This is a genomic window from Paraburkholderia sp. JHI2823, assembly GCF_038900695.1.
Taxonomy (GTDB): domain Bacteria; phylum Pseudomonadota; class Gammaproteobacteria; order Burkholderiales; family Burkholderiaceae; genus Paraburkholderia; species Paraburkholderia mimosarum.
Genome location: NZ_JAYMRY010000040.1, coordinates 1 through 22,498, shown reverse-complemented (window position 1 = coordinate 22,498; position 22,498 = coordinate 1). Strand labels below are relative to the sequence as shown.

13 protein-coding genes and 3 pseudogenes are annotated in these 22,498 nt (G+C 64.4%); 4 read left to right on the top strand and 12 right to left on the bottom strand.

What is annotated here, in order from left to right:
* Positions 1-5: 5 nt before the first annotated feature.
* The 7 genes from VSR34_RS30430 to VSR34_RS30400 all read right to left on the bottom strand — a co-directional run bounded on the left by VSR34_RS30430 (position 6) and on the right by VSR34_RS30400 (position 8,220).
* On the bottom strand, positions 6-2,309 hold the full coding sequence (locus tag VSR34_RS30430) for a cellulose biosynthesis cyclic di-GMP-binding regulatory protein BcsB (RefSeq protein ID WP_342964355.1): 2,304 nt from the start codon (positions 2,307-2,309) through the stop codon (positions 6-8).
* Positions 2,310-2,313: 4 nt separating this feature from the next.
* Positions 2,314-4,665, bottom strand: coding sequence for a UDP-forming cellulose synthase catalytic subunit (bcsA, locus tag VSR34_RS30425; protein ID WP_081716142.1), 2,352 nt, complete (start codon positions 4,663-4,665; stop codon positions 2,314-2,316).
* Positions 4,666-4,917: 252 nt separating this feature from the next.
* Positions 4,918-5,355 carry a lytic transglycosylase domain-containing protein gene (locus VSR34_RS30420; RefSeq protein ID WP_238328000.1) on the bottom strand — a complete coding sequence of 146 codons (438 nt, stop codon included), beginning with the start codon at positions 5,353-5,355 and terminating at the stop codon, positions 4,918-4,920.
* Between the two features lie 84 nt (positions 5,356-5,439).
* Positions 5,440-5,805, bottom strand: a complete 366-nt coding sequence (locus VSR34_RS30415; RefSeq protein ID WP_028213657.1) for a hypothetical protein — start codon at positions 5,803-5,805, stop codon at positions 5,440-5,442.
* Between the two features lie 3 nt (positions 5,806-5,808).
* Positions 5,809-6,156 carry a hypothetical protein gene (locus tag VSR34_RS30410; RefSeq protein ID WP_174480135.1) on the bottom strand — a complete coding sequence of 116 codons (348 nt, stop codon included), beginning with the start codon at positions 6,154-6,156 and terminating at the stop codon, positions 5,809-5,811.
* Positions 6,157-6,473: 317 nt separating this feature from the next.
* A complete protein-coding gene (locus VSR34_RS30405) occupies positions 6,474-6,767 on the bottom strand; it encodes a GYD domain-containing protein (RefSeq protein WP_028213659.1) in 294 nt (97 codons plus the stop codon).
* Positions 6,768-6,801: 34 nt separating this feature from the next.
* Positions 6,802-8,220: an FAD-binding oxidoreductase gene (locus VSR34_RS30400; RefSeq protein WP_342964354.1), complete on the bottom strand. Its 1,419-nt coding sequence runs from the start codon at positions 8,218-8,220 to the stop codon at positions 6,802-6,804.
* Positions 8,221-8,705: 485 nt separating this feature from the next.
* Here VSR34_RS30400 and VSR34_RS30395 point away from each other — a divergent pair, with 485 nt between their 5' ends.
* Positions 8,706-8,918, top strand: a complete 213-nt coding sequence (locus VSR34_RS30395) for a DUF1059 domain-containing protein (RefSeq protein WP_028213661.1) — start codon at positions 8,706-8,708, stop codon at positions 8,916-8,918.
* A gap of 135 nt (positions 8,919-9,053) precedes the next feature.
* Here the strand turns inward: VSR34_RS30395 and VSR34_RS30390 are convergent, their stop codons facing one another.
* From VSR34_RS30390 to VSR34_RS30380, 3 genes and pseudogenes are all read right to left on the bottom strand, one after another.
* A complete protein-coding gene (locus tag VSR34_RS30390) occupies positions 9,054-18,524 on the bottom strand; it encodes an autotransporter-associated beta strand repeat-containing protein (protein ID WP_342964353.1) in 9,471 nt (3,156 codons plus the stop codon).
* A gap of 1,065 nt (positions 18,525-19,589) precedes the next feature.
* Complete coding sequence (locus VSR34_RS30385) at positions 19,590-19,805, bottom strand: YXWGXW repeat-containing protein (RefSeq protein WP_342964352.1); 216 nt, start codon at positions 19,803-19,805, stop codon at positions 19,590-19,592.
* A 124-nt stretch (positions 19,806-19,929) separates the two neighbouring features.
* A pseudogene (locus VSR34_RS30380) lies at positions 19,930-20,343 on the bottom strand (DUF1501 domain-containing protein); the annotation flags it as partial.
* A 119-nt stretch (positions 20,344-20,462) separates the two neighbouring features.
* Between VSR34_RS30380 and VSR34_RS30375 the strand changes: the two are divergent.
* The gene (locus tag VSR34_RS30375; RefSeq protein WP_051381645.1) at positions 20,463-20,690 is read left to right on the top strand and encodes a hypothetical protein; all 228 of its coding nucleotides are present in this window, start codon (positions 20,463-20,465) and stop codon (positions 20,688-20,690) included.
* On the opposite strand, the pseudogene VSR34_RS30370 reads toward VSR34_RS30375, so the two are convergent.
* Both VSR34_RS30370 and VSR34_RS30365 read right to left on the bottom strand, forming a co-directional pair.
* A pseudogene (locus VSR34_RS30370) lies at positions 20,684-20,869 on the bottom strand (RNA polymerase sigma-70 factor); the annotation flags it as partial. The gene VSR34_RS30375 and the pseudogene VSR34_RS30370 sit on opposite strands and share 7 nt — an antisense overlap.
* 88 nt (positions 20,870-20,957) lie before the next feature.
* Positions 20,958-21,260 (bottom strand): YXWGXW repeat-containing protein, encoded by a 303-nt coding sequence (locus VSR34_RS30365; RefSeq protein ID WP_042291153.1) that lies wholly within the window; start codon positions 21,258-21,260, stop codon positions 20,958-20,960.
* 353 nt (positions 21,261-21,613) lie between these two features.
* On the opposite strand from VSR34_RS30365, the gene phaP reads away from it, so the two are divergent.
* Together phaP and VSR34_RS30355 are read left to right on the top strand one after the other, a co-directional pair.
* Complete coding sequence (gene phaP, locus VSR34_RS30360) at positions 21,614-22,192, top strand: TIGR01841 family phasin (RefSeq protein ID WP_028213675.1); 579 nt, start codon at positions 21,614-21,616, stop codon at positions 22,190-22,192.
* Between the two features lie 179 nt (positions 22,193-22,371).
* Positions 22,372-22,498: pseudogene (locus VSR34_RS30355) on the top strand (acetyl-CoA C-acetyltransferase); the annotation flags it as partial.

Here is a 22,498-nt window from a genome sequence, read left to right as displayed (position 1 = left end):
GCGACTTAGTCCTTCGAGGCGGCATGGTGCTTCCGGTGGTAACGGCGGAGCAAGACAACCGTGAGCGCGGCCAGTAACGCGAGCAGGCCGGCCAACCCCGCATAGCCGAGCCACGGATGGTTGGACAGCTCGAAGCCCAGACGATCGTAGGCGCTCAACTCGCCGTAGGCATAGCTCGCACCGCTTCGTGCCGCCCAGAGGCCGGGGCTGTCGAAATTCATCAGGGCCACGTCGCCGGCAAGGTTCTCCCAATAGTTCGGCTCGACGAGCCGACTTACCCCCTCGGCGAGTTCGGCGGCGTTCGCGGCGGTCAGCAGCGTGACCGTCTTGCGCGCATCGCCGCGAAATTGCATGACCAGCAACTGGCGCGACAACGCGGTGTCGGCGCTCAGCATCGACTCCGACGAGGTTGCCGCCGGCTGTCCCGCGTCGCCGAAGCGAGCGCGCAGCGACTGCAACAGCCCTTCGTGCCGAGGCTCGCTGCCCGGCGAATCCACGGCCGGGTCATACGCGATGGTCTCGATCCGGCCCGGCTGCCAGGGCGCCCCTTCCCAGTCGGCCTGCGACAGCGCGCCGACCGCGCCGACGAGCAGGGTGTGCCTTCCGGGCGCCACGCTGCCCGCTGTGACCTGGGCGGACGTGAGCGGCCATTCCTGCTTTTGGGCGATCTTCGCCATCAGGGACCAGGCGGCCCTCAACGTATCGTTGTCGCGCGCCGCGACCCGCAGCGCCAGGTCCGCCCCATCCGGATGCACGGTGTAAGGAAACTCGCTTTGCGCAAAGCGCTTGAGATCGGGCAGCGTCGTGAAGTGCGAGGCGGGCGGCAGCCTGAGCGAAGAGTCGTCGAACACCGTGATCAGGAGGTTGCGCAGCTCGCGCAGCGCGCAATGGTCGGAAACGAGCGGCACGAGGACAGGCCGCAGCGACAGCACGTTCGGTCCCGGCTGGAAGCTGCGCAGCGGAATGGCGACGCGATAGTGCCGCAGCACCGCTCCCTGTTGCTGATCGAGTGCGATGACCTGCTCGAAGCGGTTATTCAGGTAGACGTTCAGCACCGAATCCTGGCGCATCCTCGCGCCTTCGGTGAAGTTCAGGTCGAGGATCACCTCGGCGTCTTCGGGCGCGTAGATGTCCGCGGGCAGCATCAGGTCGAGGTCGGCGTGGTCGGCGGGGCCCAGCGTTCGCGTGGTGAAGCCGAGGTCCTTGAACGCGTGGGCGCCGGTCCCCGATAGCACGTGCTTTGCCGCATAGCGGGCGAGCGTCGCTTCGTTGAGCGCGCCGACCGCCATCTCATTGCGCTTGGGCAGCGGCAGTTCGCGGTGGGCGAACGCGCGCGCCGCGAGCGCCACCTGGGCGTCGTCCCGGCCGCTCACGACGAGCACGAATCGGCGCGGGTCGTCGGGCTTGGGGTAGATGCCGAGAAACGCGCCGTCGATGTGCGACGCGATGCGAGGGTCCAGATAGGGGCGCAGCGCGTCGCGCGTGCCGAACAGCAACACGTCGGAACCGGACAGCGGCGCCAGCGCGAGGCCGGCGACCGCGCCGCCGCCCGCGCCGGGGCGCGCGTCCTGCACGCGCAGGTCCGGTGCCAGATAGCGCAGGCGCAGCGCCACGCCCTCGGCGAGCAGTGCGCCGCTGCCGAGCTGAAGATCGTTGCGTGCATGAGTTGCCGGGACGATGGCGATCGAGCGCGGGAGCGCCTGCTTGGGGTCGATCAGGTCGTCGAGATCCGCCAATGTCGGCGTGAGCGGCTTGAGTTCCGTCTGCATCTGCAGCGTCGACGCGTTCGTGTCGATCTCGGTCCAGAGTTCGGGCGCGTTCGGATCCTCGCAGTTCTCCGTCGCGTGCTCGGCAACGGCGAAAGCCAATGTGTTGTATCCCGGGTGCAGCAAGTCCACCGGTACGCGGATATCGGCCGTGAGTTCCGGCTGGTGCGGCGACAGCTGCATTTGCGCGATCGTGCGGTCGTTCACGCGCACGGCGAGCGCCGATCGCGCAGTCAGCAAGGACACCGAATTGGTCGCGACCAGATGCAGAGTCGCCGAGCGCACTGTCTCGCTCGCCGACACGGGCAGCGAGAGCGCGCGCGAGGCCGATTCGCCCGCCAGTCGCAGCGGCCCCGACAGGTTTGCCAGCGTGGCGAGCGACACGGGCGCCGCCGCCGCGGAGGCAGCCGCGACCGGCGCCGATGCCGGGGAGGCCGGCGATGCCGCTTGCGCGGCAACTGCCGCGTGGCCGGTTAAAGCGCCACAGATCGCGGCGAGCACACACGAATACGCGATCACGCGCGGGTAAAGCGGAAATTTCATCGGGTTATTGGCGCGACGAGAGAAGGGAACGCAGGGTACGCGTGCGGGCGAGGAGCGGCCGGACGGCATAGGTGCCCATGCTGGCGAAAAAGACGCGGTAATGATGTAAAGCGTGGATGGTGCCGAGGCTGATGACCGTGGCGAGGCTGCGCAGGATGCCGATGCGTCGGTTGCGGCTTTCGCGGAATACGCGCCAGCGTCCGCTATCGCCGAACACGAGCGCGACTTGCTCCGACCGTCCCGCGACACTGTGATCGCTGAATTGCGCGCCGACCGCCAGATCCCCGTCGGGCGTGCTGAACGACGCGCGCAGCGCCACGGCGACACGGCTCGTGCGGTTGAGCGCGGCGTTGAAGACTTCGAGCGTCGCGTGTGACTGGGGCAGGGTGCCCGAGTACGCGCCACGCGCAATCACGAGCTTCGCGCCGCCGGCCGACATGTCGACGATGCGGCATGCGAGCGCGCGCGCCGGCGCCCCTTCGGGCCCGGCGTCGTCGAGATGCAGCGTTGCCTCGATGTTGGTCGGGATGCGCGGCGTGGCCCGCCGCTGCTTGCGTTCATAGAGCACGCCGACGCAGGCGTTCAACAGCACGAGATTCAGCACGCTCCAGCCGAGCGATGCCATGATGACGTCCGCGTGCGGCGCGTCGTGCAGCAGCTTCCAGATCCCGACGACCGCGGCGATCAGCACGTAAAGGTAGACGGCGTAGAACGGCCCCGAGAGCTCGGAGATGGCGTCCTCGTCCATTTGCTCGCCCTTGGGCGTGACCTTGAAGGTCGGCGCACGCGGATTCTTCAGGACGGAGACGACGCCGCGCAGCGAGAACAGCGAGAGCAGCAGTTCATAGACCTCTGAAATGAGCGTCCACCGGTGCCGCCCGAACAGATAATCGGTGGTGAGAATCGCTCCCACCACCTGGGGCAGGCCGTAAGCGAAAAACTGAGGAATCGTCGCGTGGTAGAACTGCAGGCCGAACAGGAGATACATCCCCGGCGCAAACAGGAACACGATGCGCGCGTAGCAGAAGAACCAGAAGAACGCGTTGGAGAAGTAGCAGAGGCGCTGCGGCACCGTCAGTCCCTTCATGCCCAACGGGTTGCTCAAGAGCAGCAGCTGGATCATCCCTTGTGCCCACCGCACCCGCTGCAGGACGAAGCTGGCGAACGTCTCGGGCTGCAACCCGGAGATCAGCGGCTCGTTCAGGTACACGCTGTGATAGCCGCGCGAGTGCAGCGTCAGCGCCGTTTCCGCATCTTCCGTGATGGATTGGCCCGTGATCCCGCCGATCTCCATCACGCAGCGGCGCCGCAGCACGGCAGCCGACCCGCAAAAGAACGACGCATTCCAGAAGTCGAGCCCCGGCTGGATGACCGAGTAGAACATCTCGCTTTCGGACGGCATCTTGCCGAACATGCCGAGGTTCTTCTCGAGCGGATCGGGATTGATGAAGAAGTGCGGCGTCTGCACGAGGCACACCCGCTCGTCGCGCTGAAAGAAGCCGACCGTCTTCTCGAGGAAATCGGCGGTCGGCACATGGTCAGCGTCGAAGATCACCATGAGGTCGCCGCTCGTTTGAGCCAGCGCGGCGTTGATATTGCCCGCCTTCGCGTGTTCGTTCTTCGCCCTCGTCAAATAGATGGCGCCATGGCGTGCCGTCATCTCGCGCAGCGCCTGTGCGCGTTCGCGTGCCTCGGCGGCCTTCGCTTCGTCGGCCTGTGCGAGCTTCTGCTGGGTGCCCCCGTCGTCGAGCAGATAGACTTTCAGCCGGCCGCGCGGATAGCGCATGTCGAGCGCCGCTCGCAGCGTAACCTCCAGCAGTTCGGGCGATTCGTTGTAGGTCGGGATGAACACATCGACGCTGGGCACCGGCCCCGCGTCGGTCACGAGCGGCGCCGCCGCGCGATGAAGGGGCCGGCTGTTCACGAACAGGCCGACCGACGCCACGACGATCCCGTAGATTTCCGCGAAATACAGCAACAACGCGAAGATGAAGTCGAAGAAACCGTAATAGTCGAGCGTCGAAGTCGTTCGCCAATACAGGTAGCGAAACGTGAGAAAGCCCGAGCACAAGAGGAAGAACAGGCGCACGCCTTCAAACCTGCGCACGCGGCGCAGCGCGATCATCGTGGCAACCACCGCGAACGACAGGCAGAGCTGCGCCACGAGGTCGAGCCTGACCGAGGCGATCACCGAGACTGCTGCCAGCGTGACGAGCCATGCCAGCCCCGCCGCCCAGCCGGGCAGCCTGAAGGGCGCGGCGGTCGTGACGGCGTGCCGGCCGCCGCCCAGGCGCCAGCCGCGCGGGCGAATTCTCCAACGTACCTCGCGACCAGCCGTGCCGATGATCCTCTCCATACGGATGCTTCCTTGTCCAGGCGGCTTATCGGCGGGCTTTCGTGAAACTTGAGGCTCTCAGAGGTATCTTTGATCGGCGTCAGCCGGCGGCGAATTCGCCGGTGTCCGGTGATGCGAAGGGATCTCGTAGGGAAGGCCGCGAGGTTCGACTGGCGCGGTCAGCGGCGGGGCTGTCACACACCGCGTGACCTGGTTGGGCCGCGCATACGAAAGGGATGGGAAGCCAGCAACGAATGAAGCCTCGTGCCGCGCTCATCGTCCCGGCTGCAGGTGCCCCCAGCTCACGAGAATCGCCTGGATGCTGCGCGCGTAGGCGTCGCGCTCGTGCGGCGATTCCGAGTGGTACGCGCCGATGGCGCGCCACGTGTTGCCGTATCGCACCATCTTTTGCTTGAGCAGCCACGCGGCCACGAAGATATTCACGCAAGGGTCCGTGAGCGCGCGGTGCGGAATGCCCTCGCGCGTGAGTTCGGGAAAGTGGATCGAGTTGATCTGCGCCTGCCCTACGTCGATCGAGCCGTTGGCGTTGTGATTGATGGCCGCCGCGTCGCCTTTCGATTCCCGCCATGCGACCGCGCGCAGCACGAGCGGATTCACGCCCTGGTAGGCGCCGGCCTTTTCGAAGCACTCGTCGGCCGGCGGCGCGGCATGCGCCGCAGAAATGCCGAATGCCGCGAGGCCCGCGAGCATGAGCCGGGCGAGGAGGCCCCGCGATCGCAACCGGCGGAGGGCGGTGGTCTTGTGCTGCATCGGTCGAGGCTCCGGGTTGGAACGTTACTGCGCGAGAGCGGAATCGAGTCGCTGCTCGATGTCCTTCAGATAGGCGCGCGAGGTGTCGGAAACGACGAGCCGCGGCGCGGGCATCGCGCAATGGCAGTCGCGCTGGCGCGCTTTCTTCTTGTGAGAAGAAGCGCTGTGCGGCGCGGGCGCTTCGTCGTCGTCGCCGCTCGCGGGCGGCAACATGGCGAGCGTGGGCAGCGGGGGATAGACCTTGTCCGCGGCCGCGGCCGCGGCGGCAGCGGCAACCACGGTCGGGCTCGCGGTTGGGCCTGCGGTTGGGTTCCCGCTGGCGGCGGGCTGGCCTGCCCACGCGGCGTTGCACAGGAAAAGAACGGCTGCGGCGAGAGCGATCTGGCGCATTGGTCAGCTCCCCGTATGCAACGGCTCGATCGAGACGCTGTACGCCTGGTTCGCGCCAGCCGTGAGGTTTTCCAGCGTGGGCCTCGTCCCCTGCCTTTGCGGCACACCCTTCCAGATTGCCTGGTTGATGTACGGAAGGTCCTGGCCGAGCGCCGTCACGCGGATCACGGTGGGTTGCTTCTGCGCGGCGGCGAGCGCGCCCGCCTTGGCGAGCACGGCGCTGAGCTGCGCATCGCGCGCGCCGAGCGCATCGGCGGGAATGTCGAACTTCATGATTGCGTTCGACACCGCGGGTTTGCCGGTTTGCGCCGTAGTGGGCGGCTGCAGCTGCGCGCAACCTGTCATAACCATTACGGCAAGTAAGAGCACAACGCGCGTCACGGCCGGGTCTCCAAAAATTCGTGGCGATGTACGGGTTTTCGGCCGTGGCCCGCCAGACTTGATACCCGGGCGGCAAACGTTTGCGAAAAAGAAAGAGTTCGCTCGCACAGCGGCGGTTACCGGAAAGTCGCTGCGCGCGCCGGCGACTTCTGGCAGAGAAATGCCTCCGGCAATCTCGCGGGGGAATGCGTTGCGCACGCCCCGCATACGTATGAACAATTGCGGCGCGGGCCCGCGCGCCGCTGCTCGCGCCGCTACCCGCGCCTCTGCCCGTTTGATCGAGCGAATCAAGGAAGCTTGCCGATCACCGCCGTGAACTCGTCCTTGCTCAATGCGCGCAGCGTTTGCGTACGGATATTGCCGAGCGATCCCAGCGCGAGACCGAACGCCATGAAGCTTTGCTCGTCGGGCGCTTCAATGACGGTGACGATGTCGTATTCCCCGAGCGTCCAGTAAATCTGCTTCATTTCACAGCCGAAAGTTTTTGCCATTTCCGCTGCCTGACCGGCCCGGTTGGCACTGTTCTTCACGGTGCGGATACCCTGGTCGGTGAACTGCGCGAGCACCACATAGGTCGACATGACGATTCCCCTTACGATGACATCGAAACGCGGATCAATTGCTCCCTGGTGTGCTTCCTGAGCCTGACGCTTCCGGCCGGATGTTCTGGTTGTGACGGAAAAGATTGTGCGGGTCGTAACGTGTCTTGATCGCCACGAGACGGCTCATGTTCGGACCATAGGCCGCCTCGACGCGTGCGCGTTCATCGTCCGTGAGGAAGTTCACATAGACGCTGCCGAGCGCAAACGGCGCCGATGCCTCGAAGAAGCCGCGCGCCCAGGCGATGCAGCGGGCGTCGTCGGCGGCATCGCTCCAGCGGCCGTGCACGTTCATGACGTAGAGGGCGTCGCGGCTCGGATAGGCCATTGCGTCAGGCGCGACGCGTTGAGTCGCGCCGCCGATTTGTCCGAAGAATATTTCGCACTGGGGCGAGGGCAGGCTGGCGATGGCGTCGGTCAACGTGTCGAGCAGGCCGTCGGGCAATGTGGCGAGGTTGTGCGACTTCCAGTAGTTGCGCTCGCCCGGTGTGAGCAACGGATCGAACGCCTGTTGCCAGGCGGTGTACGGCATGGGCCCGAGATGTTCGCCACATGGCTTGCCGAAGGCCCGCACGCGCTCCACCGCCTGTGGGCCGTTTTCCACCGGCCCGGTATAGCAGATCGCGAAGGCGATGACCGGCGTGCCGTGCACTTCCGGCGGCAGGAAAGGCAGTGGCGGCGCGAGGCGCAGCACGCTCCACACGGTCAAGTCTTCGGGCATCGCGCTCGCCGCCTCGCGATATTGCACCAACGCTTCCTTCGCGGCGTCGAGCGGCAGCACCACGAGCCCGCCGTAGACCTCGGGGCCAACGGGGTGCAGCGCGAACTCGAACATCGTCACCACGCCGAAGTTGCCGCCGCCGCCGCGGATCGCCCAGAACAGGTCGGCGTTTTCCTCGGCGCTCGCGCGCAGCAGATCGCCGTCGGCCGTCACGATGTCGGCGGCGACCAGATTGTCGATCGACATGCCGAAGCGTCGGCTCAGCCAGCCGAACCCACCACCCAGCGTGAGACCCGCCACGCCGGTCGTCGAATTGATGCCCAACGGCGTGGCGAGGCCGAAAGCCTGCGCCTCATGATCGAAGTCGCGTAGCGTCGCGCCCGGCTCGACATACGCGCGCCGCGTGGCGGGCTCCACTCGCACCGACTTCATGAGCGACAGGTCGATCACGATGCCGCCTTCGCACAGCGCGCTGCCCGCGATGTTGTGGCCGCCGCCGCGCACGGCCAGCGGCAGGCCCGTTTCGCTCGCGAACGCCACCGCGCGCCGCACGTCGGCGCAACCCCGGCAGCGCACGATCAGCGCCGGGCGGCGCTCGATCATCGCGTTCCAGATTTGGCGCGCTTCGTCGTAGCCCGCGTCGCCCGGTTGCAGGGCATCGCCGCGCAGCGTGCCTTTCAGTGTTGCTATGGAGTCGCTCGACAGGCTGGACATCGCACACCTCTCATTCAAGGGATCGGAAACAACACGCGCAACTGGCCCGGCGTGCACTTTCGTGGACTGCGTGGACTGAAGGGGACTGCAAGCGACCGCTCCAATTGTCGAATCAATGCAGATTCGCATGCGCAAAAAGACGGTGTGCGCTCGGTCGGGAAAGCGGGAAGGAAGGCTTTCGAAAAGGGCGGCAGAGTGCGGCCTCTGGCCGGGCCGTACAGGGGCCCGGGCAACGAGCGCTTTGCGGCATCGCCGGTCTTGTGGCCGGGCAGTCGCCGCCGTGCCTCGTTGATTCATTAGCTAACCTAAATTACGCAGCTTGATAAATAAAATCTCGCGCATTAATTCAGATTATTGACGTACGTCGATTGGCTTTAATAGTTTAGCAAGCGTCATGCATGGATTCTATAATTTTCACGCATGCCGTATGGTTCGCGCGTGCGTCTGTTTGAGATTGTATCGATTCGCCCACAAGAGGTCTCGCCATGACTAGAAAGTACATTGACTGCAGGGAGTTTCCGAGCGAGATGAACTGCACGGTTGCCATTTCGGCGGATTCGGACGCGGAGCTTCTGGAAGCCGCAGTCCAGCACGCGGTGAGCGTGCATCGTCACAGCGATTCGCCGGAGCTGCGTGCGCAGCTCAGTCAGCTCTTTCACGAAGGCTCGCCGCCCGTCGCGTCGCCGCGCGCGGCATGACGAAGAAGAGGCCGGCCGGCGCGCAAGGGGTCGGCCCGCGACCGACGCCGGCCGCACGGCTCGGCGTGCCGCATCGTGTCCACAGCATGGAGCCTGCCGTCGGGAGACGAGTCGACGTCTTCGATTGTTTGGACGTCAAAAGACGACTTTCAGCGTCCCCTGGATGAACTGTCCCGTCGTACCGCCGCCGAACTGGCCGCGATACGTGAGCCCCAGCGACGCGTCGCGCGTCACGTGAAAGCCGAGCCCCAGTTCCACGATTGCCGCATCGCGCGCGATCGGCACGCCGGCGATATCGAACGGACCGCCGCCCGCGAATGCGAACACCGAAACCGGCACGATGTCGCCGAACGCGTGGCGCCATCCGAGCGTCGCACTCGCCGTCAGTGTCGCGCCGTTGTGCAGCACGAAGTCGATCGACTGCCTTAGCCCCAAGGTGGAGAACGTCGAATTCATGCTGCCGCCCTGTGCGCTCAGCGCTGCGGCGCCGCCTTGCTCGTTGAATCCGTCAGTGTGGACGTTCACGTACGCAAGGCTCGCAAACGGCTCCAGCATCATGCGCTGAAACGGAATCCGGTAGCCCACGTCGCCGAATACCTGGGCGGTGCGGCCGTTATAGCTGCTGCTGAGCCGGTCCTGATATCCGGTGAAGCTCGGAGTGCGAGTCGCATCGATCGAATGCCACGTGAACGCGGTGCCGAGCCGAATGCCCAGCGCGCCGAACTGCGCGCCACCGTAGAGCCCCACATGGTAGTTATCGCTGTTCGCCGACGAATTGCGATCGTCGACATGGATGCTGCCGGCGCTGTATCCGGCGAGCGCGCCCACGCGCCAGCGGCTGCCGATCGACGTATCGGCGCCGACGAGGAAGCCACCCAGGTTTTGCCGCAAGCTGGCTGCGTTGCCGTCGCTGTCCATGTTGCCCCAACCGCCGAATACGCTCGCCCACGCGACCGGCTCGCCGGCATGTCGAGCGCACTCGTCGTTGTCATTGGGCGGCGATTGCGTCAACTGCGTCGTCGCGATCGTATTCGCTCCGCTGCCCGGCAAGCAGAAGCTCTGGCGCATACGATCGATCGCGATGTCGCGCACGTAATGGCTGTCGTCGATCAGCACGGACTTGACCGACGCGTGTATCTCTCCCGAGAGTTGATCGAACGCGTACCGCGCTTCGTCTTCCGTCGCGAGCGCCGCCACTGCGCTTTTCAATACATTGTCGTCCGGCAGTTGCTGGAGGGCTCCCGCGACTGCCCGCTGATTGCGGGTAAGCGCCGCATCGACGAAGTTGCGTACGCGCACGGCCTTGAGGTAGACGTCGTTTGCGTCGTAAACATCGACGAGGTTGAAGAATGCGCCGCTGATGTCGCCCGTGAGCGTATAGGTACCGGTTACGCCGCCAGTCGCCGTGAGCACCGTATAGTTGGACGACCCCGAGTAGCTGCCGGGCATGTACTTCACCACGTCGAGCACGGCGCCGCTGGCGATGGTCGCGGGGCCATTCACACGGATGATGTCTGTCGAATAGCCGGCCGGATCGAGCTGAACCTGATAGATCGAACCACTGGCCTGCGTGAAGCCGCCATGGACGTTGAGCGCGCCGATGGAATTGCCCGGTCCGATCGTGCCGCCGCTCTGGATCAGCGTCCTGCCGACCGTGCCGTTGCCCCCGAGCGTCGCGCCGTTCTCGACGGTCACGGCCGAGTTGGCCAGTGCGCCATTCACGGCGAGTCGGCCTGCGGCCACGGTGGTCGGGCCGGTGAGCAGACTGTCGCCGGTCAGATTCAGTGAGCCCGCGCCCGTCTTCGTGAACGATCCTTTGCCGTTGATCGCGTTGATGAACGATGCATTGGATTCCTGATCGATGATCAGTGCGGCGTTGTCGGTAATCGGTCCGCTGCCGAAGCTGTTCGCAGTACCGATCAACGTGCCGCCCGAGACGACCGTTCCACCCGCATACGTGTTTGAGCCCCCTAGCGTGAGCGTGGCCGCACCGGTCTTGGCGACGCTGCCCACGCCGCTGATCGCGCCCGAGAACGTGGTGTCGACGCTGTTGTTCGCGGTCAGCACCGTGCCTGAGCCGATGCCGAGCGTCACCTCGCCTGCGCCGGTGAGGTTGTTCGCCATCTGCGAGTAGTCGCGCAGCGCGAGTGTGGCGCCGCTATTTACCGCCACGGAAGAACTGGAGGCGAATGCATTGGCAACGGCCGTCGCGAGCGTGCCGCCATTGACGATCGTCGCGCCCGTATAGGTGTTCTGTGCCGAGAGCATCAGCGTGCCCGCGCCCGCCTTGGTGAGGCTCGCGCCGTCCCAGCCCGTCGCCGATGCCGGGCGGTCGCCCAACGGCACATCGACGTTGAAGCTATCCGAGACGCCGGCCAGCGTGAACGTGCCGTTGCCGACTGACGCGCCCGCCTGCCACGCCAGGCCAAAACCCACGTTGTATTGCAGATTGTTTGCACTCCTGCCCGAACCCGCTGCGAGCGTGAGGTAATCGACCGGGCTGGTGGCATTGCCGAGCGTGATGGAACCAAAGTCGCCCGTAATGCCGCTCGTGGTGTTGATGATGGTGAAGCGTGTGCCCGTCAACGCGCTCGCCGAGGTCGGCGCATTGGCCGAGAAGCCGGCGATGTCCAGGGTGCCGCCGAGCGCGGCCGTACTCGCGTTGATCGCGGGCGCATTCGAGCCGATCGTGACATCGAGCGTCGAGCCGGCGGCCTGAGTGAGCGCGCCGCTAGTCACCAGTTGCGCGTTGGCGCCGATGGCCGTCGTCGCGCCGCCTTGCGTCGTGTACGACGAGGCGTTGAACGCGCCGCTCTGCGCGAGCGCAAGCGTGCCTGCACCGACGGTTACGGCGCCCTGGGTCGAGCCCGCCGCCGTGAGCGTGGCCGTTCCCGCACCGGTCTTCGTGAGGCTGCCGGTACCCGAGAGCGCGTTGGCGAGCGTGCTGCTCGACGCGAAGTCCAGTTGCAGCGCCGCGCCGTTGGCAACAGCGCCGCTGCCGAGCGCGTTGCCGGACGTGGCGACCAGGGTGCCCGCCGAAATCGTCGTGCCGCCCAGGTAGGTGTTCGCGCCCGAGAGCGTGAATGCGGAGGCACCCGTCTTGGTCACGCCGCCTGCGCCGCTGATCACGCCGGAGAACGTTGTATTGGCATTGCTGTTCTCGGTGAGCACGGTCGAGGTTGCGCTGCCGAGCGTGATGTTGCCCGCGCCCGAAAGATCGTTCGCCGTCTGCGAGAAGTCGTGCAGGGCGAGGGTCGCGCCGCTGTTCACGGTCACGGCGGAACTGGAGGCGAATGCGTTGGCAATGCCCGCCGCGAGCGTGCCCGCATTGACGTTCGTCGCGCCGGTATAGGTGTTCAGCGCCGAGAGCGTGAGCGTACCCGCGCCCGCCTTGGTGAGGCTCGTGCCATCCCAGCCCGTGGCGGAGGCCGCCTGGTTCGCCAGCACCACGTCGACGTTGAAGGCGTCGGTGGCGTTCGCGAGCGTGAACGTGCCGTTGCCTGATGTCGCGCCCGCTGCCCACGTCAGCCCGAAGCCGGCGTTGTAATCGAGCGCGTTGGCGCTCTTTTGCGCTGCGAGTTTGAGGTAGTCGACGGGACTCGTTGCGCTGCCGAGCGACACGGTGCTGAAATCGCCGGTGATACCGCCGGTCGTGTGGATGATCGTGAACTGCGTGCCGAGCAGTGCGCTCGCCGAAGCAGGGGCGCTGGCCGAGATCCCTGTCACGTCCAGGGTGCCGCCGATCGTCGCCGTTGCCGCGCTGATGATCGGATTGTTCGAGCCGATCGTGACATCGAGCGCCGAGCCGGCGGCCTGAGTGAGCGCGCCGCTCGTCACCAGTTGCGCGTTCGCGCCGATGGCCGTCGTCGCACCGCCTTGCGTCGTGTACGACGAGGCGTTGAAGGCGCCGTTCTGCGCGAGCGCAAGCGTACCTGCACCGACGGTTACGGCGCCCTGGGTCGAGCCCGCCGCCGTGAGCGTGGCCGTTCCCGCGCCGGTCTTCGTGAGGCTGCCGGTACCCGAGAGCGCGTTGGCGAGTGTGCTGCTCGATGCGAAGTCCAGTTGCAGCGCCGCGCCGTTGGCAACCGCGCCGCTGCCGAGCGCGTTGCCGGACGTGGCGACCAGGGTGCCCGCCGAAATCGTCGTGCCGCCCAGGTAGGTGTTCGCGCCCGAGAGCGTGAATGCGGAGGCACCCGTCTTGGTCACGCTGCCCGCGCCGCTGATCACGCCGGAGAACGTTGTATTGGCATTGCTGTTCGCGGTGAGCACCGTCGACGTTGCGCTGCCGAGCGTGATGTTGCCCGCGCCCGAAAGATCGTTCGCCGTCTGCGAGAAGTCGTGCGGGGCGAGGGTCGCGCCGCTGTTCACGGTCACGGCGGAACTGGAGGCGAATGCGTTGGCAATGCCCGCGGCGAGCGTGCCCGCATTGATGTTCGTCGCGCCGGTATAGGTGTTCAGCGCCGACAGCGTGAGCGTACCCGCGCCCGCCTTGGTGAGGCTCGTGCCGTCCCAGCCCGTGGCGGAGGCGGCTTCGTTGGTGAGCACCACGTCGACGTTGAAGGCGTCGGTGGCGTTCGTGAGCGTGAACGTGCCGTTGCCTGATGTCGCGCCCGCTGCCCACGTCAGTCCAAGGCCGACGTTGTAGTCGAGACCATCCGCGCTCTTTTGTGCCGCGAGGGTCAGGTAGTCGACGGGACTCGCCGCGCCACCCAGCAATATCGTGCTGAAATCGCCGGTGATACCACCGGTCGTGTGGATGGCCGTGTATTCCGTCATCGGCAAGGTGGTTGCGGACGTGGGCGTGTTCGACGAATAGCCCGATATGTCCAGCGTGCCCGCGAGGTTAGCCGTGTTGGCGGTGATGGCAGGGCTGTTCGTGCCCACCGAGACGCTCAGCGTGGAGTTGGCGGCTTGTGTGAACGTGCCGCTCACCACCAGTTGCGCGTTGGCGCCGACATTCGTCGTGGCGCCGCCTTGCGTCGTGTACGACGAGGCGTTGAAGGCGCCGTTCTGCGCGAGCGCAAGCGTGCCTGCACCCACAGTCACCGCGCCCTGGGTCGAGCCCGCCGCCGTGAGCGTGGCCGTTCCCGCGCCGGTTTTCGTGAGACTGCCGGTACCCGAGAGCGCGTTGGCGAGCGTGCCGTCCGATGCGAAATCGAGTTGCAGCGCGGCGCCGTTGGCGATCGCGCCGCTGCCCAACGCACTGGCATTCGTCGCGATGAGCGTGCCGGCGGCGACATCGGTGCCACCCGAGTACGTATTGGCGCCCGACAAGGTCAGCGTGTTCGCACCCGTCTTGTCGATACCGCCCGCGCCGCTGATATCGCCGGAGAACGTCGTGCTGGCGTTGCTGTTGGCGGTGAGCACGGTCGACGTTGCGGTGCCCAGGGTGATGTTGCCCGCGCCCGAGAGATTGTTCGCCGTCTGCGAGAAGTCGTGCAGGGCGAGGGTCGCGCCGCTGTTCACGGTCACGGCGGAACTGGAGGCGAATGCATTGGCAATGCCCGCCGCGAGCGTGCCGGCGTTGATGGTGGTCGCGCCGGTATAGGTGTTCAGCGCCGAGAGCGTGAGCGTACCCGCGCCCGCCTTGGTGAGGCTCGCGCCATCCCAGCCCGTGGCGGAGGCCGCCTGGTTCGCCAGCACCACGTCGACGTTGAAGGCGTCGGTGGCGTTCGCGAGCGTGAACGTGCCATTGCCGAGCGTCGCACCGGCCCGCCAGGTCAGCCCGAAGCCGACGTTGTAGTCGAGCGCATTGGCGCTCTTTTGCGCTGCGAGAACAAGATAGTCCACCTCGCTCGACGCGCCGCTCAGCGAGATCGTGCTGAAATCGCCGGTGATACCACCGGTCGTGTGGATGATCGTGTATTCGGTCGAGGGCAACGCGCTCGCCGAGGAAGGGGCGGACGAGCTGAAGCCCGTCACGTTGAGCGTACCGCCGAGCGTGGCCGTCGAAGCGCTGACGGCAGGCGTGGTCGCATTGAGCTCGACGTCGAGCGTCGAGCCGGCGGCCTGTGTGAGGGCGCCGCTCGTCACCAGTTGCGCGTTGGCGCCGATGGCCGTCGTCGCGCCGCCTTGCGTCGTGTACGACGAGGCGTTGAACGCGCCGTTCTGCGCGAGCGCAAGCGTGCCTGCACCTACTGTGACCGCGCCCTGGGTCGAACCCGCCGCCGTGAGCGTGGCCGTTCCCGCGCCCGTTTTCGTGAGGCTGCCGGTACCCGAGAGTGCGTTGGCGAGTGTGCTGCTCGATGCGAAGTCCAGTTGCAGCGCGGCGCCGTTGGCAACCGCGCCGCTGCCGAGCGCGTTGCCGGACGTGGCGACTAATGTGCCCGCCGAAATCGTCGTGCCGCCCAGGTAGGTGTTCGCGCCCGAGAGCGTGAATGCGGAGGCACCCGTCTTGGTCACGCTGCCCGCGCCGCTGATCACGCCGGAGAACGTTGTATTGGCATTGCTGTTCGCGGTGAGCACCGTCGACGTTGCGCTGCCGAGCGTGATGTTGCCCGCGCCCGAAAGATCGTTCGCCGTCTGCGAGAAGTCGTGCGGGGCGAGGGTCGCGCCGCTGTTCACGGTCACGGCGGAACTGGAGGCGAATGCGTTGGCAATGCCCGCGGCGAGCGTGCCCGCATTGATGTTCGTCGCGCCGGTATAGGTGTTCAGCGCCGAGAGCGTGAGCGTACCCGCGCCCGCCTTGGTCAGGCTCGTGCCGTCCCAGCCCGTGGCGGAGGCGGCTTCGTTGGTGAGCACCACGTCGACGTTGAAGGCGTCGGTGGCGTTCGTGAGCGTGAACGTGCCGTTGCCGAGCGTCGCACCGGCCTGCCAGGCCAGTTCGAAGCCGACGTTGTAATCGAGCGCGTTGGCGCTTCTGTGTCCAGCAAGCGTCAGATAATCGACGGGGCTGGCCGCGCCAGCCACTGAAACCGTACTGAAATCACCCGCGATACCGCTGGTGGTGTGGATGACCGTGTATTGCGTGCTGGCCAGGGCGCTTGCCGAAGTCGGCGCCACCCCAGTGAAGCTCGCGACGTTCAACGTACCGTTGAGCGCCGCTGTCGCTGCGCGGATGAGTGGCGCATTCGATGACGAGACGTCCACATTCAGCGTCGAACCGGCCGCCTGCGTCAATGCATTGGTGATCGTCAACTGCGAGTGCGGACCCAAAGACGTGACCGCGCCGCTGAGCGTAGACAGATTGTTGGTCACCGAAAAGACGCCGGTCTGTCCGAACGCCAGCGTCCCGGAGGAAACCGTCACCGTACCCTGAGTCGAATTCACACCGGTCAGGGTTGCCATGCCGCTCCCCGTTTTGACCAGCGCCCCCGACCCCGCGAGCGTATCCGCGAGCGTGCTGTCCGCGGCGAAGTTGAGCTGGAACGTCGACGCGTTGTTGACCGTGCCCGTGCCAACCGCGCCGCCATTCGTGGCGACGAGCGTGCCTGCGGATATCGTGGTGCCGCCTTTGTAGGTATTGGACGCCCCGGAGAGTGTCAATGTCCCCGTGCCGGTCTTGGTCACGACGCCGGTCCCGGAGATGCTGCCCGAAAACTCGGTGCTTGTTCCATTGTTATTCGCGCTCAGCGTCGCGGACCCCAGCGTGATTGCGCCGGAACCCGAGAGACTGTTTGCCGTCTGGCCAAGATTGTTTTCGCTCAGATCTAGCGTGCCGTTCACTGCCACGCTGCCGCTCGTCGCAAACGCATTCGTTGCACCGCCAATCAATGTTGCGCCGGCGCCCACCGTGGTCGCGCCGACATACGTGTTACCGGCGTTGGCGAGGCCTAGTACGCCGCTTCCCTGCACGCTGATGCCGCCCGCGCCAGCAAGCAGCCCGTTGATCGTGAGCGTATTGCCGGCACTGATGTTGGCGTTCGTCGTGCCCGCGATATTGATGTTGCTGCTCGCGGCGAGCGTGCCGTTACCGGCGAAATTGCCGCCATTCTGAACGTTGATGGTTGCCGCATTAACCGTGTACGTGCCGTCGGTGACGTACAGTGTCCCGCCACTTTGCACCGTAAACGTCAGCGCGCGCAGGTTGGAACCGCTGCCGCCGCGTACCGTGCCCGACGTGCCCGCGCCGGCATCGGTGCCGACGGTAAAGACGCCGGCTGCCGTATTGCCGTAATTCACGCTGTTTGCGAGCGTGAAATAGCCGCCATTCACGGTGGTATTGGCCCGGATCGCCGAATCGTATAGCGTCGTGGCGCCGCTATCTCCATAGAACACGACTTCGCCATTGCCCGATTTGGTCACGGTCACCGTCGAGCCGACGACGGACGAAATCGGATCGTAGAACTGGATCTGGTAGCCGGCATTGGCGATGAGGTTCAGGTTTCCTGAGGAGCCCAGATAGATTCCATTGGGCGTGCCGGTGCCTGGCACTGGCGCGTAGTTTCCGGATGTTCCGAACGTGACGCCCTGCAGGTTCCCCTGAAACAGGATATTCGCCGTCAGGGCACTCAACGAGATCGTGCCCGATTGCAGAAAGATGGCGCCGCCATTGGTGGAAGCGTCATTGCCGAGGAACTGGGTACCCGATGCAAGACTTACGAAGGCGCCAGACGCATCGTAATAGATGGCGCCGCCGTTCCCGGTTCCAGCGCCCGTTCCTGCCTTTACGACATAATTGTTTTCAAAGATGGCGGGGGCGTTGAAAACGTATTGGTAATTGTAAGCGTTGCCATTCCCGTAAGCGCTGATGGCCCCGCCGTAGGCACTGCCGCCCGAGCCGGTCGACACGATATAGTTGCCGTTGAACGTCACCGCGTTGTTGAACCGCACCACGGAGGCGTCACTGCCCGGGCTCAGGTAGCCAATATTGATCGCCCCGCCGCGTGGGTTGCCCGATCCCGTAGCGGAAGTGACGACGTAATTGCCCGTAAAGCTGGTCGGGCCATTGAATGTCAACGTGGAGGCGCCGCCCCAGATGTCGATGGCGCCGCCGAAGTAATTCTTTGCGTAGTTGTTGTTGAATGCCGTGGTGCCGTTGAACGTCATCACGCCCGGGCTTTGGTACATCGAAATTGCGCCGCCATAATTGTCCGTGCGATTCGAATTGAATGTGAAATCGCCGTTGAACGTCATGTTTCCGGCATACATGGAGATGACACCGGCTCCATCGCCTGACGACGTGCTATTCGAAAATACGACGCCGTTCGCTCCTACCCCGGCGGTGACGTTCATTATTGTGCTTCCGGTCGTGCCGTTCATATAAAAGACATTGCCGAAGGCGCCGGCAAGACCATCGAACGTCACGTTGTTTAGAAGCACGTTGGAGGTGATCGAGCCGCCGGAATTGTAAAATATCGCGGATCCCGAATTCGCGGTCTGGCTGAATGTCAAATTCGAAAGCGTGACGGAATTGTTGTTGACGCTGGAGCCATTGTAGATGATGACATTGTTGCCGGCGCGTGTGACGGTATTTCCACCACCATCCAATGTGAGCGTCGAATGGGCGGCGCTATTGAAGTAGATAACGTTTCTCCACGTTGCTGCCGCGCCAATCGAGAAGTTGTAGTTCGTCGCGCTCCAGTTGGTTCCGCTATTCAAATACGTCCCGATGTCCGTGCCTTGGGGAATGGTCGTCTGCGCCGACGTCGCGGACGAAAAAAACATTGCGGATGCCTGTGCGAGAAGCAAAGGCCGTAGAAAATCAGCGGGACCGCGTCGATGGGGTGCGCGTGTCTGCGAATTGCCGTTTGCGCCGCCAGTCATTCCAGGAGGGCATTGCGCAACCTCTCCGCTTATCGTCGCCTCACAATTTTCTGTCAGAACCGCCGCGCATCTACCGCATCCTGAGCGAGCTTTCGCCAACTCGGATACCGCGACCCAACTCCCCGACTGATCGTTCCAAATGCTGCGGTAAACCCTGTTCATGGCGATCCCCCTATGCAAATTTGACTATGCAGGTCTTCGGTGGCAGTTCCCATACGTGTCGGGGATGGCCGCTTATTTTTTGCCAAACGGTTGGTCTGGTGGTATGAACATTGGAGTACTAAATGGTTAATTCCGCAGCATGAAAAGCTCCGTAGCGCGTGCGGTCTCACAGACCGATGCGGTAGATAAAGCGGAGTTTCGTCACGTAACACCCGGCGGATGCTTTGGTCATCGCGATGATGAGAACGTCTCGCATGATCGATTTTCCGGGTAAACGCAAACGGTTCTTACTGATTTAACGATTCATGCCATTCGACAGTCACATCGCAACTGAAGAATTGATTTAAGTCAATTCTTCGACGCAAGCATGGAGGACAAGTTATTTCATGGTGTCGAAAATGCGAGTGGCTGCTGCTGACGAAGCTAGGCTACAACAATCGCTTCGTTATTGAGCGCTGTGTGTACAGTGCGACGACAGTATGGAAACGTTCAGCTCATGAAGCCGACATTAATCGCTTCTATTTGGGATTTGCGTGGGGGCTTGCGCTTGAATTGTCTGAGCATTCATTGCGCTTACCGCTGCCTTCATGGCGCGGGTGGCAATCCGTTAGCAGACCATGTAGATTGGCGTGGTCATTCGCCACGCACATGAAAGTGCGTAAGGTAAGCACGGGCGGTGGTGGCGCAGCATCCATCCAGCGGTTGCGATCATGCGGGATCTGCAAAATCCGCTGGAGACGAGCGCCGACCTTTCAAGCCTTGGGCCCGTCAACAGCGCCCCGCAAGCCGGAACTGCGCGATAGCTCAGTACGCCTGCACCCAATGCCCAGGCACCCAAACCCACTCGTTGCCTTCCCAGCGGTAATGTCCATTGACCCAGCTATAGCCTTCGGAGGGCGCGGGGGGAGGTGACTCGACGTGCAGCGTGGGTTGGGGTGGACGGGCGGGTTCCACGATGCATGCGGAGAGTAGTGCGGCGCATGCGGTCAATGTGATGGGATGCAGTAGTCTCATCTTCATGACGGTTATCCTCCACGTATTGATATTGTTTAGTTTCCCGAACGACGGCTGATTACGCTCATCGCGTTGCCAAACCCAGCATCCCGCTGCGCGAGCCGCCGGCATGCACGTCCGTTTTATCGGCTCATGGGCGTACCAATCCGCTCATCGCAGTTTTCGTGCTCGCTTCCGCGAACAGGGTGGAGGTCGTACGCCGCGGATCGAGTCCGAAGCTTTCCGCCGCCGCGCCTGCTATCAACGCGTCGAGCGAGGCGGCGGGGTTGAGATCGCGCGATTCGTAGAGGTCGGCCGCGCGCAGACCCGGCCAGTCGGCCTGTACGCGGCCCCCGGCCACGGCGCCGCCCAGGAGCATTGCCACCGAAGCCTGGCCATGGTCCGTGCCGCCGGTCCCGTTGGCCGCAGCCGTGCGGCCGAACTCCGTCGCGACGAGCACCGTGGTCTTGTCCCACGCGGGGCCGAGTCCGTCGCGCAGCGTGGCGAGCATCGTATCGAGTGCCTTGAGTTGATTCGCGAGCCGCGTATTTTGCGCGCTATGCGTATAAAATATTGCTGACAGGCTCCGTACTCCTCAATGTTTTTCTGCTCGGCGGTATTGCAGGCGACGCCTGGCGCTGGTTCGCCGTGCGTGCGGAGCAGCCGGCGCAGCCCGCCTAGCGCGTGGCGCTGCGTTTTGCCACCGAGGCGCTTTCGCCGCAACGCCAGCAGCAGTTCATCGAAGCGCTCAAGTCCTCGCGGCGCGCTGGCCGCCAATACGCGCACGATGCACGCGAAGACCGGCGCCAGCTGCTCGACGCCGCGCTGGCGCGTACGCGCGCGGCCGATAGCGCGGTGCGCGCACAAATCGAGAGCGGCGTGGTCGATTACGCCGCCACGCTGGCCTCCTGAGCGACGTCCTCGGCTTCGTCGCGGTCGCCCAGCATGCGCGCGGCGAGCGCAATGAAGCGAGGCAGCTTGCTCGCGACGAGCGCACGCACGGCGAGCGGATCTCCTGCGCCGACACGCGCGACGAGGTCTGCGTCCGGATCGCGCTCGCTCAAGGCCTTCCCAGACTGGTAGACCTGCAACGGTCGAACCGCAGGCGCACTCGCTTCCCTCTCTTCATGGGTGTCCCGGGTGAACCGGACATTGACATCTCATGGCGCTCATGCCGCGTCATGCCCAGTGGCCGGGAATCCATCGCCAGTTCGCGCCGTCCTCGACCCAATGACCCGGCACCCATTCATAGCCCGAGCGAACCTCCTGCCAGTGGCCGGGTGTCCACACATAAACGCCGCGATCCCAGCTCCAGTGGCCGGCATCCCACACATAGCCGGCACGCGGCGCCGGGACGGTTTCCTCCCGGGGTGGCGGAGGCGGCGCATTGGGCTCGACGATCACGGGCTGCGAGAACGCAGCCGTGGCGGTAGAGGCGAGAAGCACGCTGACAAACAAATCGCGCAGTGATTTCCGATTCATGATGTCTCTTCCTTGATGCAGTAAGCAGCGGCCCTTGGGACTTGAACGGCGGTGGGCCGAATATCCGTCGGCGGATATTTATCTAGTGCGCATATTTCGCGCTTGGTGTTTGGCCGAACAGTTCAAATTTACCTGTTGCCTTACAACAGCAAGTTCCGAACCAGAAATACTTGCGCTAAGGGTTTATACCTAATATGAATAGCCACAAAATTGTTAAATTTCTGCCTTAGAATGAATTTTCTAATTTGACTGCGGCGATGCAGCAAGGACGTTTGATCATAAGAGTTCAGCCGCAAGTCATGCCATCGGGGGTTGGCGCTTTAATTAGTATGACTAACCAAGGAGCATAACTGATGTCTGTTTCCGCACCCGAACAACTCCGCGCAAACTACGAGGCCGGTGTCGCTGCCTTCTTTGCGCTCGCTAAGCCCGTTCTTGATGGCGTGCACGCCGTCATCGACCTCAACGTGCAGGCCGGCAAGGCAGCGATGGTGGAAAGCGAAGCCACGCTCAAGGGTGCCCTCCAGAGCAGCAATCCCACTGAGTTCTTCACGCAGCAAATTGGCGCAACGCAGCAAGCGACTGCCAAGGCCCTGTCGTATGGCCGACATCTCGTCGACATCGCGTCGACCACCCAAAACGAATGGATGCAGGCCGCCCAGGCGCAATCGGGCGAGCAGGAGCAGCGTTTCAAGGCCTTTTCCGAAGGCCTGACGCAACACGCGCCCGTGGGTTCGGAGTCCTTCGTTGCGGCCATGAACTCGACGTTCGCCGCCGTGAACAATGCCGTCGAGACGCTGCGCGGCATCAGCCGCCAGGCCATCGAAACCGCCCAAAGCAACTTCCAGAACGTCGCCGCTTCCGCGCAGGAAGCCGCGCCGGTTGCCGCGCAACCGGCCCCCGCGAAGGCCGCGAGCCAGGCCAAGGCCTGATTCCCGTTGTTACCCGGTTGGGCAACAGGCAGGGCGACTTAGCAGGGCAACTGAGCAGGCAACTGAAAGGCGGTACGCCTCAGACCTTCGTCCTCACTGAGTGACGAGGGCGGGGCGTTTGCCGGCTCAGCGTTCAGAACACACATCTTCCAATGTAATTGCAGAGCGGGGAGCTCAACATGACTGATATCGTGATCGTTTCGGCCGCACGCACGGCGGTAGGCAAATTCGGCGGTTCGCTGGCGAAGGTGGCGGCGCCCGACCTGGGCGCGATCGTCATCAAGGCGGCGCTCGAGCGCGCGGGCG

Excerpts from the sequence above, each read along its gene's own strand:
- VSR34_RS30430 (WP_342964355.1), bottom strand. The coding sequence starts at position 2,309 with ATGAAATTTCCGCTTTACCCGCGCGTGATCGCGTATTCGTGTGTGCTC.
- bcsA (WP_081716142.1), bottom strand. The coding sequence starts at position 4,665 with ATGGAGAGGATCATCGGCACGGCTGGTCGCGAGGTACGTTGGAGAATT.
- VSR34_RS30420 (WP_238328000.1), bottom strand. The coding sequence starts at position 5,355 with ATGCTCGCGGGCCTCGCGGCATTCGGCATTTCTGCGGCGCATGCCGCG.
- VSR34_RS30415 (WP_028213657.1), bottom strand. The coding sequence starts at position 5,805 with ATGCGCCAGATCGCTCTCGCCGCAGCCGTTCTTTTCCTGTGCAACGCC.
- VSR34_RS30410 (WP_174480135.1), bottom strand. The coding sequence starts at position 6,156 with ATGGTTATGACAGGTTGCGCGCAGCTGCAGCCGCCCACTACGGCGCAA.
- VSR34_RS30405 (WP_028213659.1), bottom strand. The coding sequence starts at position 6,767 with ATGTCGACCTATGTGGTGCTCGCGCAGTTCACCGACCAGGGTATCCGC.
- VSR34_RS30400 (WP_342964354.1), bottom strand. The coding sequence starts at position 8,220 with ATGTCCAGCCTGTCGAGCGACTCCATAGCAACACTGAAAGGCACGCTG.
- VSR34_RS30395 (WP_028213661.1), top strand. The coding sequence starts at position 8,706 with ATGACTAGAAAGTACATTGACTGCAGGGAGTTTCCGAGCGAGATGAAC.
- VSR34_RS30390 (WP_342964353.1), bottom strand. The coding sequence starts at position 18,524 with ATGTTTTTTTCGTCCGCGACGTCGGCGCAGACGACCATTCCCCAAGGC.
- VSR34_RS30385 (WP_342964352.1), bottom strand. The coding sequence starts at position 19,805 with ATGAAGATGAGACTACTGCATCCCATCACATTGACCGCATGCGCCGCA.
- VSR34_RS30365 (WP_042291153.1), bottom strand. The coding sequence starts at position 21,260 with ATGAATCGGAAATCACTGCGCGATTTGTTTGTCAGCGTGCTTCTCGCC.
- phaP (WP_028213675.1), top strand. The coding sequence starts at position 21,614 with ATGTCTGTTTCCGCACCCGAACAACTCCGCGCAAACTACGAGGCCGGT.